The organism is Shigella sp. SIG3, assembly GCF_053555855.1.
Map to the genome: position 1 here is coordinate 49,300 of NZ_JBQZXE010000009.1, position 16,127 is coordinate 65,426.

Below are 16,127 nucleotides of genomic sequence, written 5' to 3' on the forward strand. Positions count from 1 at the left end.
CGAATAATAAGGCGTAACGTTACGCTTTGGGGGAAAGATGGATTTTTTTAGTGTGCAGAATATCCTGGTACATATACCAATAGGGGCGGGCGGTTATGATCTCTCATGGATCGAAGCGGTAGGCACGATCGCCGGGTTGCTGTGTATTGGCCTTGCCAGTCTGGAGAAGATCAGCAACTACTTCTTTGGCCTGATCAACGTTACCTTGTTTGGCATTATTTTCTTTCAGATTCAGCTGTATGCCAGCCTGCTATTACAGGTGTTTTTCTTTGCCGCGAATATTTACGGCTGGTATGCGTGGTCGCGACAAACCAGTCAGAACGAGGCGGAGTTGAAAATTCGCTGGTTGCCATTGCCGAAGGCACTCAGCTGGTTGGCGGTTTGCGTTGTTTCGATTGGTCTGATGACGGTATTTATCAATCCGGTGTTTGCATTTTTGACCCGCGTGGCAGTCATGATCATGCAAGCATTAGGATTACAGGTTGTGATGCCTGAACTGCAACCGGACGCTTTCCCGTTCTGGGATTCATGCATGATGGTGTTATCTATCGTGGCAATGATTCTGATGACGCGTAAGTATGTGGAAAACTGGCTGTTGTGGGTGATTATTAACGTGATTAGCGTCGTTATTTTTGCACTTCAGGGCGTTTACGCCATGTCTCTGGAGTACATCATCCTGACCTTTATTGCGCTCAACGGCAGCCGGATGTGGATCAACAGCGCACGTGAAAGAGGCTCACGCGCGCTGTCCCATTAATGGTGATGATGTGAATGGCCAGACACCCCTTCATTCAGGTGGCAGTCTGGCCCATGACAAGGTTGATATTCCATCTGAATGGTGGCGTGCTCAATCTGATAGTGATCCATCAGGTAGTGTTGGATCTGATCCAACAAGGCATCGTGATCGTGTGGCGGGATCACCTGCACATGCAACGTCATCACCGGCTTCTCGCCTACCATCCATACATGTACATGGTGCACATTGCGGACTTCCGGGATTTCCCGGCACATACGACGCTTCAGTTCAGCGATATCCAGCGATACCGGTGCACCTTCAAGTAATTCATTCACGCTATCTTTCAACAGTCGCCACGCGCTACGCAGAACCAGAAGCGACACCAGTATCGAGAGAATGGGGTCAGCAGGTGTCCAGCCAGTCCAGATAATAATCAACGCGGCAATAATAGCCCCAACCGAACCCAGCAGGTCCCCGAGCACATGCAGTGCCGCTGCTCGTACGTTGAGGTTTTTCTCTTCGCTGCCGTGATGAAGTAACCAGAAAGAAAGTATATTTGCCAGCAACCCAGCCACGGCAATTGCCATCATCATGCCTCCCTCGACCGGACGCGGCGTGCGGAAGCGTTCTATCGCCTCCCAGACAATCAAAATGGTAATTACCACGAGGGCGATGGCATTCACAAACGCCGCGAGCGTGGTCAGTCTTAGCCAACCGAAAGTGTGGCGAATGGTGGGAGGACGACGTGAAAATTGCACGGCGAGTAGGGCGAAAAGCAGGGCGGCAGTATCGGTCAACATATGACCCGCATCGGCCAGCAATGCCAGAGAACCAGAAAGAAAACCACCAACGACTTCTACCAGCATAAACCCGGCAGTCACGCCGAAAGCATACAACAAGCGACGAGCATTATTATCTTCTGGCAGGTGTGAGGACGTGTGTGAGTGTGAGTGCGCCATGACGAGTCATCCCTTAATTATTCTCACTTAACTTTATGACATCATACTGCTTTTAGAAGTGAAAAATTAAAAGGGAGAGACTCCGCTCTCCCATTATTGGCTATTTTGCAGGGTTACTGCGTGGTACCGTCGGTTTTGGTATCGACATCATTATTGATGCCATCACCGGTTTGTACCTTTTTATTGATATCCGGACATCGACCATCTTTGCACATGGTGTTCTTGTGCTCTTCATCTTTGGTCATTCCGTCATTGTTCATTGAAGAACCATCCGAATGCAGCATTGTGCCGCCAGAACCGGTATTTACCCCGTTATTGTCGACGTTATTTGGCGCGACATTTTCACGGGCGTCAGGGGCTACCTGGCCCGCATCAGCTGCGGCGTTTGCCTGGCCGTTATTAGTTTGCGCTCCGCTATCGGCAGCCAGTGCGGCACCGCTGGCAAGGCTTAGAGTGGCAGTCAGAAATAATGTGGCCAGTTTTGTCATTTTCATAGGATGCTCCTGTTATGGTCGTTATGTCGGATAACCTCTTCCAACAGTGCATTTGCAGGTGAATATAAGGCATTGGTTTAAGATTTCAGCCAGTTTATGAAACGCAGCAGAGAATCTTGAAATAATTAACAAACAAAGGAATTACAGTTAGAAATTGTAGGAAAGATCTCGTTTTTCGCGACAATCTGGCGTTTTTCTTGCTAATTCTAGGATTAATCCGTTCATAGTGTAAAACCCCGTTTACACATTCTGACGGAAGATATAGATTGGAAGTATTGCATTCACTAAGATAAGTATGGCGACACTGGAACAGACATGAATTATCAGAACGACGATTTACGCATCAAAGAAATCAAAGAGTTACTTCCTCCTGTCGCATTGCTGGAAAAATTCCCCGCAACTGAAAATGCCGCGAATACGGTTGCTCATGCCCGAAAAGCGATCCATAAGATCCTGAAAGGTAATGATGATCGCCTGTTGGTGGTGATTGGCCCGTGCTCAATTCATGATCCTGTCGCGGCTAAAGAGTATGCCACTCGCTTGCTGGCGCTGCGTGAAGAGCTGAAAGATGAGCTGGAAATCGTAATGCGCGTCTATTTTGAAAAGCCGCGTACCACGGTGGGCTGGAAAGGGTTGATTAACGATCCGCATATGGATAACAGCTTCCAGATCAACGACGGTCTGCGTATAGCCCGTAAATTGCTGCTTGATATTAACGACAGCGGTCTGCCAGCGGCGGGTGAGTTTCTCGATATGATCACTCCTCAGTATCTCGCTGACCTGATGAGCTGGGGCGCAATTGGTGCACGTACCACGGAATCGCAGGTGCACCGCGAACTGGCGTCTGGTCTTTCTTGTCCGGTAGGTTTTAAAAATGGCACAGACGGTACGATTAAAGTGGCTATCGATGCCATTAATGCCGCCGGTGCGCCGCACTGCTTCCTGTCCGTAACTAAATGGGGGCATTCGGCGATTGTGAATACCAGTGGTAACGGCGATTGCCATATCATTCTGCGCGGCGGTAAAGAGCCTAACTACAGCGCGAAGCACGTTGCTGAAGTGAAAGAAGGGCTGAACAAAGCAGGTCTGCCAGCTCAGGTGATGATCGATTTCAGCCATGCTAATTCGTCCAAACAATTCAAAAAGCAGATGGATGTTTGTGCTGACGTTTGCCAGCAGATTGCCGGTGGCGAAAAGGCCATTATTGGCGTGATGGTGGAAAGCCATCTGGTGGAAGGCAATCAGAGCCTCGATAGCGGGGAGCCGCTGGCCTACGGTAAGAGCATCACCGATGCCTGCATTGGCTGGGAAGATACCGATGCTCTGTTACGTCAACTGGCGAATGCAGTAAAAGCGCGTCGCGGGTAAGGTTTAATTGTCGGATGCGCCGTCAGAGTGGCGTATCCGATGAATCACCACAGGCCTGATAAGACGCGCAGCGTCGCATCAGGCAATGTGCTCCATTGTTAGCAACGACAAACAAAAAAGCCGACTCACTTGCAGTCGGCTTTCTCATTTTTTAAACGAATGACGTTTACTTCGCTTTACCCTGGTTCGCAACGGCTGCTGCTTTCGCCGCGATCTCGTCAGCATTACCCAGATAATAGCGTTTCAGCGGTTTGAAATTCTCGTCGAACTCATACACCAGCGGCACGCCAGTCGGGATATTCAGCTCAAGAATCTCTTCTTCGCTCATGTTATCAAGATATTTCACCAGCGCACGCAGGGAGTTACCGTGTGCGGCGATGATTACGCGCTCACCGCTCTTCATACGCGGCAGAATGGTTTCATTCCAGTAAGGGATCACGCGGTCAATGGTCAGCGCCAGGCTTTCCGTCAGCGGCAATTCTTTCTCGCTCAGTTTCGCGTAACGCGGATCGTGACCCGGATAACGCTCATCATCTTTAGTCAGTTCCGGCGGAGTCACTGCAAAACCACGACGCCACTGTTTCACCTGCTCGTCGCCATACTTTTCAGCAGTTTCCGCTTTGTTCAGACCCTGCAACGCACCGTAGTGACGTTCGTTCAGTTTCCAGGATTTCTCAACGGGCAGCCATGCCTGATCCAGTTCGTCCAGCACATTCCACAGGGTATGGATAGCGCGTTTCAGCACAGAAGTGTAAGCAAAGTCAAAGCTGTAACCTTCCTCTTTCAGCAGCTTACCTGCTGCTTTTGCTTCGCTTACGCCTTTCTCAGACAGATCCACGTCGTACCAACCGGTGAAACGGTTTTCTTTGTTCCACTGACTTTCGCCATGACGAACCAGAACCAGCTTAGTTACAGCCATATACTTACTCCTCAAATCATCTTTTAATGATAATAATTCTCATTATATTGCCGTGACGAAGCAACAGCAATGCTTACGCATAACCATAGCGAAAATAGTGGCGCAGTGTAAGGTTGTTGTGAATATTGAGTTGCAAATATGTCGGTGTTTGCTGGTGATTTGAACAATATGAAGATAAAGCCCTCATGACGAGGGCTTAACATTACTCAGCAATAAACTGATATTCCGTCAGGCTGGAATACTCTTCGCCAGGACGCAGGAAGCAGTCCGGTTGCGGCCATTCAGGGTGGTTCGGGCTGTCCGGCAGAAACTCGCTTTCCAACGCCAGCCCTTGCCAGTCGGCGTAAGGTTCGGTTCCCCGCGACGGTGTGCCGCCGAGGAAGTTGCCGGAGTAGAATTGAAGAGCCGGAGCGGTGGTGTAGACCTTCAGCTGTAATTTTTCATCTGCTGACCAGACATGCGCCGCCACTTTCTTGCCATCGCCTTTGGCCTGTAACAAGAATGCGTGATCGTAACCTTTCACTTTGCGCTGATCGTCGTCGGCAAGAAACTCACTGGCGATGATTTTGGCGCTGCGGAAATCAAAAGACGTTCCGGCGACAGATTTCAAGCCGTCGTGCGGAATGCCGCCTTCATCAACCGGAAGATATTCGTCCGCCAGAATCTGCAACTTGTGATTGCGCACGTCAGACTGCTCGCCGTCAAGATTGAAATAGACGTGATTAGTCATATTCACCGGGCAAGGTTTATCAACTGTGGCGCGATAAGTAATGGAGATACGGTTATCGTCGGTCAGACGATATTGCACCGTCGCGCCGAGATTACCCGGGAAGCCCTGATCGCCATCATCTGAACTCAGGGCAAACAGCACCTGACGATCGTTCTGGTTCACAATCTGCCAGCGACGTTTGTCGAACCCTTCCGGGCCGCCGTGCAGCTGGTTAACGCCCTGGCTTGGCGAAAGCGTCACGGTTTCACCGTCAAAGGTATAACGACTATTGGCGATGCGGTTGGTATAACGACCAATAGAGGCCCCCAGAAACGCAGCCTGATCCTGATAGCATTCCGGACTGGCACAGCCGAGCAGCGCCTCGCGGACGCTGCCATCGGAAAGCGGAATACGGGCGGAAAGTAAAGTCGCACCCCAGTCCATCAGCGTGACTACCATCCCTGCGTTGTTACGCAAAGTTAACAGTCGGTACGGCTGACCATCGGGTGCCAGTGCGGGAGTTTCGTTCAGCACTGTCCTGCTCCTTGTGATGGTTTACAAACGTAAAAAGTCTCTTTAATACCTGTTTTTGCTTCATATTGTTCAGCGACAGCTTGCTGTACGGCAGGCACCAGCTCTTCCGGGATCAGCGCGACGATACAGCCGCCAAATCCGCCGCCGGTCATGCGTACGCCACCTTTGTCGCCAATCACAGCTTTGACGATTTCTACCAGAGTGTCAATTTGCGGCACGGTGATTTCGAAATCATCGCGCATAGAGGCATGAGACTCCGCCATCAACTCGCCCATACGTTTCAGGTCGCCTTGCTCCAGCGCGCTGGCAGCTTCAACGGTGCGGGCGTTTTCAGTCAGGATATGACGCACGCGTTTCGCCACGATTGGGTCCAGCTCATGTGCAACAGCGTTGAACTCTTCAATGGTGACATCGCGCAGAGCTGGCTGCTGGAAGAAACGCGCACCGGTTTCGCACTGTTCACGACGGGTGTTGTATTCGCTGCCAACCAGGGTACGTTTGAAGTTACTGTTGATGATGACGACAGCCACACCTTTCGGCATGGAAACTGCTTTAGTCCCCAGTGAGCGGCAGTCAATCAGCAAGGCATGATCTTTCTTGCCGAGTGCGGAAATTAGCTGATCCATGATCCCGCAGTTACAGCCAACAAACTGGTTTTCTGCTTCCTGACCGTTAAGCGCGATTTGTGCGCCGTCCAGCGGCAGATGATAAAGCTGCTGCAATACGGTTCCGACCGCGACTTCCAGTGAAGCGGAAGAACTTAACCCGGCACCCTGCGGCACATTGCCGCTGATCACCATGTCCACACCGCCGAAGCTGTTGTTACGCAGTTGCAGATGTTTCACCACGCCACGAACGTAGTTCGCCCATTGATAGTTTTCATGCGCGACAATGGGCGCATTGAGGGAAAACTCGTCGAGCTGATTTTCATAATCGGCTGCCATCACGCGAACTTTACGGTCATCGCGTGGTGCACAGCTGATCACGGTTTGATAATCAATCGCGCAGGGCAGAACGAAACCGTCGTTGTAGTCGGTGTGTTCACCAATCAAATTCACGCGGCCAGGCGCCTGAATGGTGTGAGTGGCAGGGTAGCCAAATGCGTTGGCAAACAGAGATTGTGTTTTTTCTTTCAGACTCATTTCTTACACTCCGGATTCGCGAAAATGGATATCGCTGACTGCGCGCAAACGCTCTGCTGCCTGTTCTGCGGTCAGGTCTCGCTGGGTCTCTGCCAGCATTTCATAACCAACCATAAATTTACGTACGGTGGCGGAGCGCAGCAGAGGCGGATAAAAGTGCGCGTGCAGCTGCCAGTGTTGATTCTCTTCGCCATTAAATGGTGCGCCGTGCCAGCCCATAGAGTAGGGGAAGGAGCACTGGAAGAGGTTGTCATAACGACTGGTCAGCTTTTTCAACGCCAGCGCCAAATCGCTGCGCTGGGCGTCGGTCAAATCGGTGATCCGCAAAACGTGGGCTTTGGGCAGCAGTAGCGTTTCGAACGGCCAGGCAGCCCAGTAAGGCACAACGGCTAACCAGTGTTCGGTTTCGACAACGGTACGGCTACCGTCTGCCAGCTCGCGCTGAACATAATCCACCAGCATTGGTGATTTCTGTTCGGCAAAATATTCTTTTTGCAGGCGGTCTTCGCGCTCAGCTTCGTTAGGCAGGAAGCTATTTGCCCAAATCTGTCCGTGCGGATGCGGGTTAGAGCAGCCCATCGCCGCACCTTTGTTTTCAAAGACCTGCACCCACGGGTACGTTTTTCCCAGCTCTGCGGTTTGCTCCTGCCAGGTTTTGACGATTTCCGTCAATGCCGCAACGCTCAGTTCTGGCAACGTTTTACTGTGATCCGGTGAAAAGCAGATCACCCGGCTGGTACCGCGCGCGCTCTGGCAACGCATCAAAGGATCGTTGCTTTCTGGCGCATCTGGCGTGTCAGACATCAAGGCCGCAAAGTCATTAGTGAAAACGTAAGTCCCGGTGTAATCGGGGTTTTTATCGCCTGTCACCCGCACATTACCTGCGCAGAGGAAGCAATCTGGATCGTGCGCAGGTAACACCTGTTTGGCTGGCGTTTCCTGCGCCCCCTGCCAGGGGCGCTTAGCGCGGTGCGGTGAAACCAGAATCCATTGCCCGGTGAGCGGGTTGTAGCGGCGATGTGGATGATCAACGGGATTAAATTGCGTCATGGTCGTTCCTTAATCGGGATATCCCTGTGGATGGCGTGACTGCCAGTGCCAGGTGTCCTGCGCCATTTCATCGAGTGTGCGCGTTACGCGCCAGTTCAGTTCACGGTCGGCTTTGCTGGCGTCCGCCCAGTAGGCCGGAAGGTCGCCTTCGCGACGCGGTGCAAAATGATAGTTAACCGGTTTGCCGCAGGCTTTGCTGAAGGCATTAACCACGTCCAGCACGCTGCTGCCTACGCCAGCACCGAGGTTGTAGATGTGTACGCCTGGCTTGTTCGCCAGTTTTTCCATCGCCACGACGTGACCGTCCGCCAGATCCATTACGTGGATGTAATCGCGTACGCCAGTACCATCTTCGGTCGGATAATCGTTACCAAAAATCGCCAGCGAGTCGCGACGGCCTACAGCAACTTGGGCGATGTATGGCATCAGGTTATTCGGAATGCCTTGCGGATCTTCGCCCATATCGCCCGACGGATGCGCGCCAACCGGGTTGAAGTAGCGCAGCAGGGCAATGCTCCAGTCCGGCTGGGCTTTTTGCAGGTCGGTGAGGATCTGTTCCACCATCAATTTGCTTTTGCCATAAGGGCTTTGCGGTGTGCCGGTCGGGAAGCTTTCAACGTATGGAATTTGGGGCTGATCGCCATAAACGGTGGCGGAGGAGCTAAAAATAAAGTTTTTGACGTTAGCGGCGCGCATGGCGCTAATCAGGCGCAGAGTGCCGTTGACATTGTTGTCGTAATATTCCAGCGGTTTTTGTACCGATTCGGCGACGGCTTTCAGCCCGGCGAAGTGGATCACGGTGTCGATAGCGTGATCGTGCAGGATCTCGGTCATCAACGCTTCGTTACGAATATCGCCTTCAACAAACGTTGGATGTTTGCCGCCTAAACGCTCGATAACAGGCAGTACGCTGCGCTTACTGTTACAGAGGTTATCAAGAATGATGACATCATGACCGTTTTGCAGTAATTGCACGCAGGTATGACTTCCAATGTAACCGCTACCACCGGTAACCAGAACTCTCATAATTCGCTCCATTAGGCTTATGGTATGAAATAACCATAGCATAACAAAGATGCGAAAAGTGTGACATGGAATAAATTAGTGGAATCGTTTACACAAGAATTTAGCCGTTTTTTATGCGCGATTAAGTGATTATAAAACAGAGGGTTTATGAATGATTGCGCTTTTTATCTGAAAAAAGAAGCGGTTTCATGCCTGCATGCGTCGAACCGTTGGCCGGAGAGGGCGCTTAGGCCGCCTCCGGCAAGGTCAGCACTACCGACTCAATATATTTTTGTCAGCACATAGCGATAGAGTCCACCGTCCGGCACGAACTCAAGGCGATGGGTAATACAGGCAGGCGCATCTTCAGCGTGGTGCGAAACAAACAACAATTGCGTTTCACCTTCGCTAATCAGCACATCAACAAAACGGCGGATAAGTTGGCGATTGAGCGGATCAAGCCCCTGTAGTGGTTCATCGAGAATAAGCAACGTCGGATGTTTCACCAGTGCGCGGACGATCAGCGCCAGACGCTGCTGTCCCCAGGAAAGACTATGGAACGGAGCGTCAGCCGTGTGTTTATCAATGCCGAGAATATCCAGCCACTGCTGCACCAGTTTTTGCTGGCGATCCGAAACGGCCTGATAAATGCCAATCGAATCAAAATAGCCAGAAAGAATCACATTACGCACGGTAGTGCTGACCCGGTAATCCAGATGCAAACTACTGCTGACGTAACCGATATGCTTTTTGATGTCCCAGATGGTTTCGCTGCTGCCGCGACGTCGGCCGAAAAGCGTCAAATCGTTGCTGTAACCTTGCGGATGATCGCCAGTAATCAGGCTTAATAACGTCGATTTTCCCGCGCCATTTGGCCCGACAATTTGCCAGTGTTCGCCTGGATTCACCTGCCAGCTAAGGTTATTAAGAATGGGGCGATCATTATAAGAAACCACGCCATTGTTCAGCACAATGCGCGATTCGTTGGCGGGTAAGGCGTGACGTGCTGAAGGTTCATCCGGCTCCGGCAGTTGCACACCTTCAAGCTGTTCACTATGCGCAAGTTGCGCGACGAGTGCTTGCTGGAGCAGTTCCTCTTTAGCGCCAGTTTCCGCTAACGTACAATCCGCCAGCACGCCAGCAAACTGGACAAATTCCGGGATCTTATCGAAGCGATTGAGCACCAGTACCAAAGTAATACCGGACTGATGTAACGAGGCGAGTCGCTCAGCCAGCTGCTGACGTGAGGCAACATCCAGGCCATCGAACGGCTCATCAAGAATCAACAAGTCAGGCTCCGACATCAGCGCCTGACACAGCAGGGTTTTTCGCGTCTCGCCAGTGGAAAGGTATTTAAAGCGTCGGTCGAGGAGGGCGGTAATACCGAACTGCTGCGCCAGTTGCATGCAACGCGGTGCATCCTTTACTTCATCCTGAATAATCTCAGCCGTAGTGCGTCCGGTGTCATCTTCGCTAGGGCCGAGCATATCGGTGTTATTCCGTTGCCATTCGTCGCTGACGAGCTTTTGCAATTGCTCGAAGGAGAGACGAGTGATGTGGGAAAACTGGCTTTGCCGTTCACCTTTCAAAAGCGGAAGTTCCCCCGCCAGCGCGCGGGCCAGCGCCGACTTTCCACTTCCATTCGAACCGACAAACGCCCAACTATCACCCGCGTTTAACGTTAGCTGAGGCAATTGCAGCGTTTTTGTGTCGCTAAGACGAAACGTGCCTTGCAAAATTTGCAACGATGACATTTTATATCCCATTTTGTGCAGCGATTACTGACAGGGATACGTGTTTCATAACAAATTGTCAACACGCTTAGCACAGCGTGGCGATAATCACGCTGTCGGCATTAAAGTAGGCCGTGACATTCTGCCCTTGCTGAAGAGAAGTCGCTTCATTTACCGGCACTGTGGCGCACAGTGTTTGCCCGTCGGGTAGCGCCATTAATACTTCGCACTGCTCTGCGCCGCGCTCAATATGACTAATAATACCCGGTAATTGGTTGTCGGCGTTTTGTGCGACCGCTTCGTCCTGAGTAATGCCTACCCACGGCGCTTTTAGCAATATCAACACTTCTTTGCCTTCATCCAGCCCCAGACGTGCGCCGCTTTGTGCGGTAATTGCGACTTTCAGGCGTGTTTTTCCGTCAGCCAGTAAGACATCAACATGCTGTTGAACGTCATCATGATCGCGGGCGGTGATGGTACCGAACCACTGGTTACGGGCGCTGGTTTGCAGTGAAAAACGTGAGATCGCGGCCAGCAGGCTGTTCAGCGGCAGGGCGTCATCATCACTTAACACATCAAAGGCTTTTTGCTGGATTTGCGCCAGTAAGTCATAGAGCTGAATCAGTCGCTGACCATAGCGGGTCAGTACTGCGCCTCCGCCACCTTTACCGCCTGTTGCGCGCTCGACCAGAATATGCTCACTTAACTGATTCATCTCGTTAATGGCATCCCAGGCGCTTTTATAGCTGATACCGGCATCTTTCGCTCCCTGGCTAATGGAACCGGAAAGCGCAATGTGTTTTAGTAGCGAAATGCGGCGCGGGTCGGCGAATAATTTTTGTTGGAGCTTAAGGGTGAGAAGGATTTCGGCCTGCATAACAATGTCCTGGCAAAAGTCTTATTGTGACGGAAAACGAACGCCACGCAAAGCTGACCGCACAAAAGGGGAGTGCTTTTCTGTGCTTAGCGGTTAGAATAGTCTCATGACTATATCTGGAGTTGACCATGTTAGAGTTATTAAAAAGTCTGGTATTCGCCGTAATCATGGTACCTGTCGTGATGGCCATCATCCTGGGTCTGATTTACGGTCTTGGTGAAGTATTCAACATCTTTTCTGGTGTTGGTAAAAAAGACCAGCCCGGACAAAATCATTGATTCCCTGAATGCCCGCTTAGTCGGGCATTTTCTTTTTCTCAACTTCCTGCTTTTCCTGCCGATATTTTTTCTTATCTACCTCACAAAGGTTAGCAATAACAGCTGGGAAAATTCCGAGTTAGTCGTTATATTGTCGCCTACATAACGTTACATTAAGGGGTTACCAATGGCTCGTAAATGGTTGAACTTGTTTGCCGGGGCGGCACTCTCTTTCGCAGTTGCTGGTAATGCACTGGCAGATGAAGGGAAAATCACGGTGTTCGCCGCCGCATCACTGACTAACGCAATGCAGGACATTGCTACGCAGTATAAAAAAGAGAAAGGCGTGGATGTGGTTTCTTCTTTCGCTTCGTCATCTACTCTCGCCCGTCAGATTGAAGCGGGTGCCCCTGCGGATCTGTTTATTTCTGCCGATCAGAAATGGATGGATTATGCGGTTGATAAAAAAGCGATCGATACTGCTACGCGTCAGACACTGCTCGGCAATAGCCTGGTCGTTGTAGCACCGAAAGCCAGCGAGCAGAAAGATTTCACCATCGACAGCAAAACTAACTGGACTTCGCTGCTGAATGGCGGTCGCCTGGCGGTTGGCGATCCGGAACATGTTCCCGCTGGCATTTATGCAAAAGAAGCACTGCAAAAACTGGGCGCATGGGATACGCTCTCTCCGAAACTGGCCCCAGCGGAAGATGTTCGTGGGGCGCTGGCGCTGGTCGAACGTAACGAAGCGCCTCTGGGCATTGTCTACGGTTCTGACGCAGTTGCCAGCAAAGGGGTAAAAGTGGTTGCCACCTTCCCGGAAGATTCACATAAAAAAGTGGAATATCCGGTTGCTGTTGTGGAAGGGCATAACAATGCGACAGTGAAAGCATTTTATGATTATCTGAAGGGACCGCAGGCAGCGGAAATCTTTAAACGTTACGGATTTACAACCAAGTAATGATACTGACCGATCCAGAATGGCAGGCAGTTTTATTAAGCCTGAAAGTTTCTTCCCTGGCTGTGCTGTTTAGCCTGCCGTTTGGGATCTTTTTTGCCTGGTTACTGGTGCGTTGCACGTTTCCGGGCAAAGCTCTGCTCGACAGCGTACTGCATCTACCGCTGGTGTTACCGCCCGTGGTCGTCGGTTACTTATTATTAGTTTCGATGGGACGGCGCGGATTTATCGGTGAACGTCTGTATGACTGGTTTGGTATTACCTTCGCCTTTAGCTGGCGCGGCGCGGTACTCGCTGCCGCCGTCATGTCGTTTCCGCTGATGGTGCGGGCAATTCGTCTGGCGCTGGAAGGGGTTGATGTCAAACTGGAACAGGCCGCAAGAACACTAGGTGCCGGGCGCTGGCGCGTTTTCTTTACTATCACGTTACCGCTGACCTTACCGGGAATTATTGTTGGTACGGTACTGGCTTTTGCTCGTTCTCTCGGTGAGTTTGGTGCAACCATCACCTTTGTGTCGAACATTCCTAGCGAAACGCGAACCATTCCTTCTGCCATGTATACCCTGATCCAGACCCCCGGCGGGGAAAGTGGCGCGGCGAGACTGTGCATTATTTCTATTGCGCTGGCGATGATCTCCCTGTTGATTTCAGAATGGCTGGCCAGAATCAGCCGTGAACGGGCGGGGCGCTAATCATGCTGGAGCTGAATTTTTCCCAGACGTTGGGCAACCATTGCCTGACCATTAATGAAACGCTGCCCGCCAATGGCATCACTGCTATCTTTGGCGTCTCCGGTGCCGGAAAAACTTCGCTGATTAACGCCATCAGTGGACTGACGCGCCCGCAAAAAGGGCGGATTGTCCTCAATGGGCGGGTACTAAATGATGCCGAAAAAGGTATCTGCCTGACGCCGGAAAAGCGTCGTGTTGGCTATGTTTTTCAGGATGCGCGGTTGTTCCCGCATTACAAAGTGCGTGGCAATCTGCGCTACGGCATGTCGAAAAGTATGGTCGATCAGTTCGATAAGCTGGTGGCGCTTTTAGGCATTGAACCGTTGCTTGACCGTTTACCAGGCAGCCTGTCCGGAGGCGAAAAACAGCGCGTGGCGATTGGTCGGGCTTTGCTGACAGCACCGGAATTGCTGTTGCTGGATGAACCGCTGGCGTCACTGGATATTCCGCGTAAACGCGAACTGTTGCCTTATCTGCAACGGCTGACACGGGAAATCAACATTCCGATGTTGTATGTCAGCCATTCGCTGGATGAGATCCTCCATCTGGCAGACAGAGTGATGGTACTGGAAAACGGTCAGGTGAAAGCCTTTGGCGCGCTGGAGGAAGTGTGGGGCAGTAGCGTGATGAATCCGTGGCTGCCGAAAGAGCAACAAAGTAGCATTCTGAAAGTGACGGTGCTTGAGCATCATCCGCATTACGCGATGACCGCGCTGGCGCTGGGCGATCAGCATTTGTGGGTCAATAAGCTGGGCGAACCGCTGCAAGCTGCGCTACGTATCCGCATTCAGGCTTCCGATGTTTCTCTGGTTTTACAACCGCCGCAGCAAACCTGCATTCGTAACGTATTGCGGGCAAAAGTTGTTAATAGTTATGACGACAACGGCCAGGTGGAAGTGGAGCTGGAAGTCGGCGGTAAAACGCTGTGGGCGCGTATCAGCCCGTGGGCCAGGGATGAACTGGCGATCAAACCTGGCCTGTGGCTGTACGCGCAAATTAAAAGTGTGTCGATAACCGCCTGATTAAATCAGGTGGCTATAAATGAACTGGGCAATGCTGTCGGTGGTGTTATCACCAATCACAATGTTGGCGCGCGCTTTTACCGCGTCATCGGCGTTGCCCATCGCCACGCCTGTACCAGCGGCTTCCAGCATACTGATATCATTAAAGTTATCGCCGAATGCCACGACGTTTTCCATCGACCAACCTTGCGCCTCAACCCATTTCGTCAAACGTTTACCTTTGCTGTTGCCGCCGTGTGCAATATCAACCTGATCGTTCCAGGACCATTCACACTCCAGTCCCAGTTCATGTTCGACATGCTTACCAAAATGCTGCAATTGCGGCAGGTCATCGTGCGTCAGGGTGAACTTCCATACGGCGTTAACTTGTTGCGTCGTTTCAGCCAGAGAAGCGACTTGTGTGAAAGTCGGACGCTGTTCCGGCGGCAGGGTTTGCGCCCAGTTAGACGTGCGAATGACATGCCCGGTCGGGTGCTCATAGACCATTGCATCATCGACATACATCAGACCGTGAATGTGGTGTTCATTCAGCATCTCAATGAGTTGCAGGGCTTTATTAACGGGCATTGGGTCCGCTTCCAGCACGGTTTTTGCATGATAATCATACAAATAGGTGCCATTACAGCAAATAGCAGGTGTATCCAGCGCCAGCGCCTGATAAAAAAGGATGAATAGCGACGTGATGGCGACCTGTGACGATGATTAATTGATAGCCTGCTTCGCGAGCGCGGGCCAGGGCTTCTATCGATGATGGAAGCAAGGTCTTTTTCGGGGTCAATAAGGTGCCGTCTAAGTCGAGAGCAATCACGCGTGTGGTCATGGCGTATTCCAGATTAAGGTTAAGAATTTTCGTCTGCGCGAATGGTACACCGATACCACTATCGGACAAAATTCTGCGTTTTAATTCAGCATTCACCGCCAAAAGCGACTAATTTTAGCTGTTACAGTCAGTTGCTAAATGCAAAGGAGCATTCATGAAGTAAATGCTCTTTATGAATTAATCCTTTATAATCAATTGATTACAAGTGGTATTTCGAAATCATTCGAAATTAATTCTAAATGTCTTTCCATTCCCTCCCTCGTCCGTCACGGTATTTATCCGTCATGCTGGATGAACGATGTCCAAGGTGCGCCTGAGTGAAATCACTGCCTTTTTCTGCTGAGTGCAGGCGACCGGATAAACTTCGGATTTCATGAAATGGCGGTGGGTCACCTTCCCATTTCAATCCGGATGTGTCTCGGGCAATCCTGAACTGTGCTGCGATTGTCCTGGCTGTCTTCCCTCCGAGTAACTTTTCGTTTTTACCGTTTATTTTTTTCAAGTTATCCAGTACATCGGCAAGTGTTAAATTCAATCTGGAAATCGTGGTGGGGAGAGAAATGCGAATTTTTGCCCCTGTTTTTTGTTGTTCCACGTATAGCCTGCTATCTCTTATATCCTCCCATCTCATAGCCGCCAGATCTCCTTCGCGCTGTCCTGTTACCAGTGCAAGATCCATGCAAAGGCCGAACCATTCGTTCTGGACGTCTGCTATTTTCCTGATTAACAGATACTCGTCAATTAACAGTCGACTGCGCTTCACTTCAGTTCTGAATGGCCTGGTTGCAGAAGCTGGATCTTCTTCGGCAAGAC

General features: G+C 51.1%; 16 protein-coding genes and 1 pseudogene. 6 read left to right on the forward strand and 11 right to left on the reverse strand.

Features of this window, described 5'->3' with window-relative positions; all coding sequences use genetic code 11:
- The first annotated feature begins 37 nt into the window (after positions 1 to 37).
- On the forward strand, positions 38 to 757 hold the full coding sequence (gene pnuC, locus ACUU1I_RS03770) for a nicotinamide riboside transporter PnuC (protein WP_000345410.1): 720 nt from the start codon (positions 38 to 40) through the stop codon (positions 755 to 757).
- On the opposite strand, the gene zitB is transcribed toward pnuC, so the two are convergent.
- Complete coding sequence (zitB, locus tag ACUU1I_RS03775; RefSeq protein ID WP_000951292.1) at positions 754 to 1,695, reverse strand: CDF family zinc transporter ZitB; 942 nt, start codon at positions 1,693 to 1,695, stop codon at positions 754 to 756. The genes pnuC and zitB overlap by 4 nt on opposite strands.
- Positions 1,696 to 1,808: 113 nt before the next feature.
- Positions 1,809 to 2,189 (reverse strand): YbgS-like family protein, encoded by a 381-nt coding sequence (locus ACUU1I_RS03780; protein WP_000784351.1) that lies wholly within the window; start codon positions 2,187 to 2,189, stop codon positions 1,809 to 1,811.
- 315 nt (positions 2,190 to 2,504) lie between these two features.
- On the opposite strand from ACUU1I_RS03780, the gene aroG reads away from it, so the two are divergent.
- A complete protein-coding gene (gene aroG / locus ACUU1I_RS03785) occupies positions 2,505 to 3,557 on the forward strand; it encodes a 3-deoxy-7-phosphoheptulonate synthase AroG (protein WP_001109192.1) in 1,053 nt (350 codons plus the stop codon).
- A gap of 166 nt (positions 3,558 to 3,723) precedes the next feature.
- On the opposite strand, the gene gpmA is transcribed toward aroG, so the two are convergent.
- The 7 genes from gpmA to modE all read right to left on the reverse strand — a co-directional run bounded on the left by gpmA (position 3,724) and on the right by modE (position 11,526).
- Complete coding sequence (gene gpmA / locus ACUU1I_RS03790) at positions 3,724 to 4,476, reverse strand: 2,3-diphosphoglycerate-dependent phosphoglycerate mutase (RefSeq protein WP_001295305.1); 753 nt, start codon at positions 4,474 to 4,476, stop codon at positions 3,724 to 3,726.
- A gap of 202 nt (positions 4,477 to 4,678) precedes the next feature.
- Positions 4,679 to 5,719, reverse strand: a complete 1,041-nt coding sequence (galM, locus tag ACUU1I_RS03795) for a galactose-1-epimerase (protein WP_000931412.1) — start codon at positions 5,717 to 5,719, stop codon at positions 4,679 to 4,681.
- Entirely contained in the window at positions 5,713 to 6,861 is a 1,149-nt protein-coding gene (galK, locus tag ACUU1I_RS03800; RefSeq protein WP_000053437.1) for a galactokinase, read from the reverse strand. The genes galM and galK overlap by 7 nt, the downstream gene beginning before the upstream one ends.
- 3 nt (positions 6,862 to 6,864) lie before the next feature.
- Entirely contained in the window at positions 6,865 to 7,911 is a 1,047-nt protein-coding gene (gene galT, locus ACUU1I_RS03805) for a galactose-1-phosphate uridylyltransferase (protein ID WP_000191508.1), read from the reverse strand.
- Between the two features lie 9 nt (positions 7,912 to 7,920).
- Complete coding sequence (gene galE, locus ACUU1I_RS03810; protein ID WP_001265430.1) at positions 7,921 to 8,937, reverse strand: UDP-glucose 4-epimerase GalE; 1,017 nt, start codon at positions 8,935 to 8,937, stop codon at positions 7,921 to 7,923.
- 260 nt (positions 8,938 to 9,197) lie between these two features.
- The gene (gene modF / locus ACUU1I_RS03815) at positions 9,198 to 10,670 is read right to left on the reverse strand and encodes a molybdate ABC transporter ATP-binding protein ModF (RefSeq protein WP_000096896.1); all 1,473 of its coding nucleotides are present in this window, start codon (positions 10,668 to 10,670) and stop codon (positions 9,198 to 9,200) included.
- Positions 10,671 to 10,737: 67 nt separating this feature from the next.
- A complete protein-coding gene (modE, locus tag ACUU1I_RS03820) occupies positions 10,738 to 11,526 on the reverse strand; it encodes a molybdenum-dependent transcriptional regulator (protein ID WP_001147439.1) in 789 nt (262 codons plus the stop codon).
- 128 nt (positions 11,527 to 11,654) lie between these two features.
- Between modE and acrZ the strand changes: the two genes are divergently transcribed.
- The 4 genes from acrZ (at position 11,655) to modC (ending at position 14,494) form a co-directional block, all read left to right on the forward strand.
- Complete coding sequence (gene acrZ / locus ACUU1I_RS03825; RefSeq protein WP_000891515.1) at positions 11,655 to 11,804, forward strand: multidrug efflux pump accessory protein AcrZ; 150 nt, start codon at positions 11,655 to 11,657, stop codon at positions 11,802 to 11,804.
- A gap of 166 nt (positions 11,805 to 11,970) precedes the next feature.
- Entirely contained in the window at positions 11,971 to 12,744 is a 774-nt protein-coding gene (gene modA, locus ACUU1I_RS03830) for a molybdate ABC transporter substrate-binding protein (RefSeq protein ID WP_000101994.1), read from the forward strand.
- A complete protein-coding gene (gene modB / locus ACUU1I_RS03835; protein ID WP_000604036.1) occupies positions 12,744 to 13,433 on the forward strand; it encodes a molybdate ABC transporter permease subunit in 690 nt (229 codons plus the stop codon). Before modA ends, modB begins: the two co-directional genes overlap by 1 nt.
- Positions 13,434 to 13,435: 2 nt before the next feature.
- Entirely contained in the window at positions 13,436 to 14,494 is a 1,059-nt protein-coding gene (gene modC / locus ACUU1I_RS03840) for a molybdenum ABC transporter ATP-binding protein ModC (protein WP_000891694.1), read from the forward strand.
- On the opposite strand, the pseudogene ybhA reads toward modC, so the two are convergent.
- Positions 14,495 to 15,314: pseudogene (gene ybhA, locus ACUU1I_RS03845) on the reverse strand (bifunctional pyridoxal phosphate/fructose-1,6-bisphosphate phosphatase).
- A gap of 235 nt (positions 15,315 to 15,549) precedes the next feature.
- Positions 15,550 to 16,127: tyrosine-type recombinase/integrase (locus tag ACUU1I_RS03850; RefSeq protein ID WP_449144811.1), on the reverse strand; the 578-nt coding region annotated here is incomplete at its 5' end.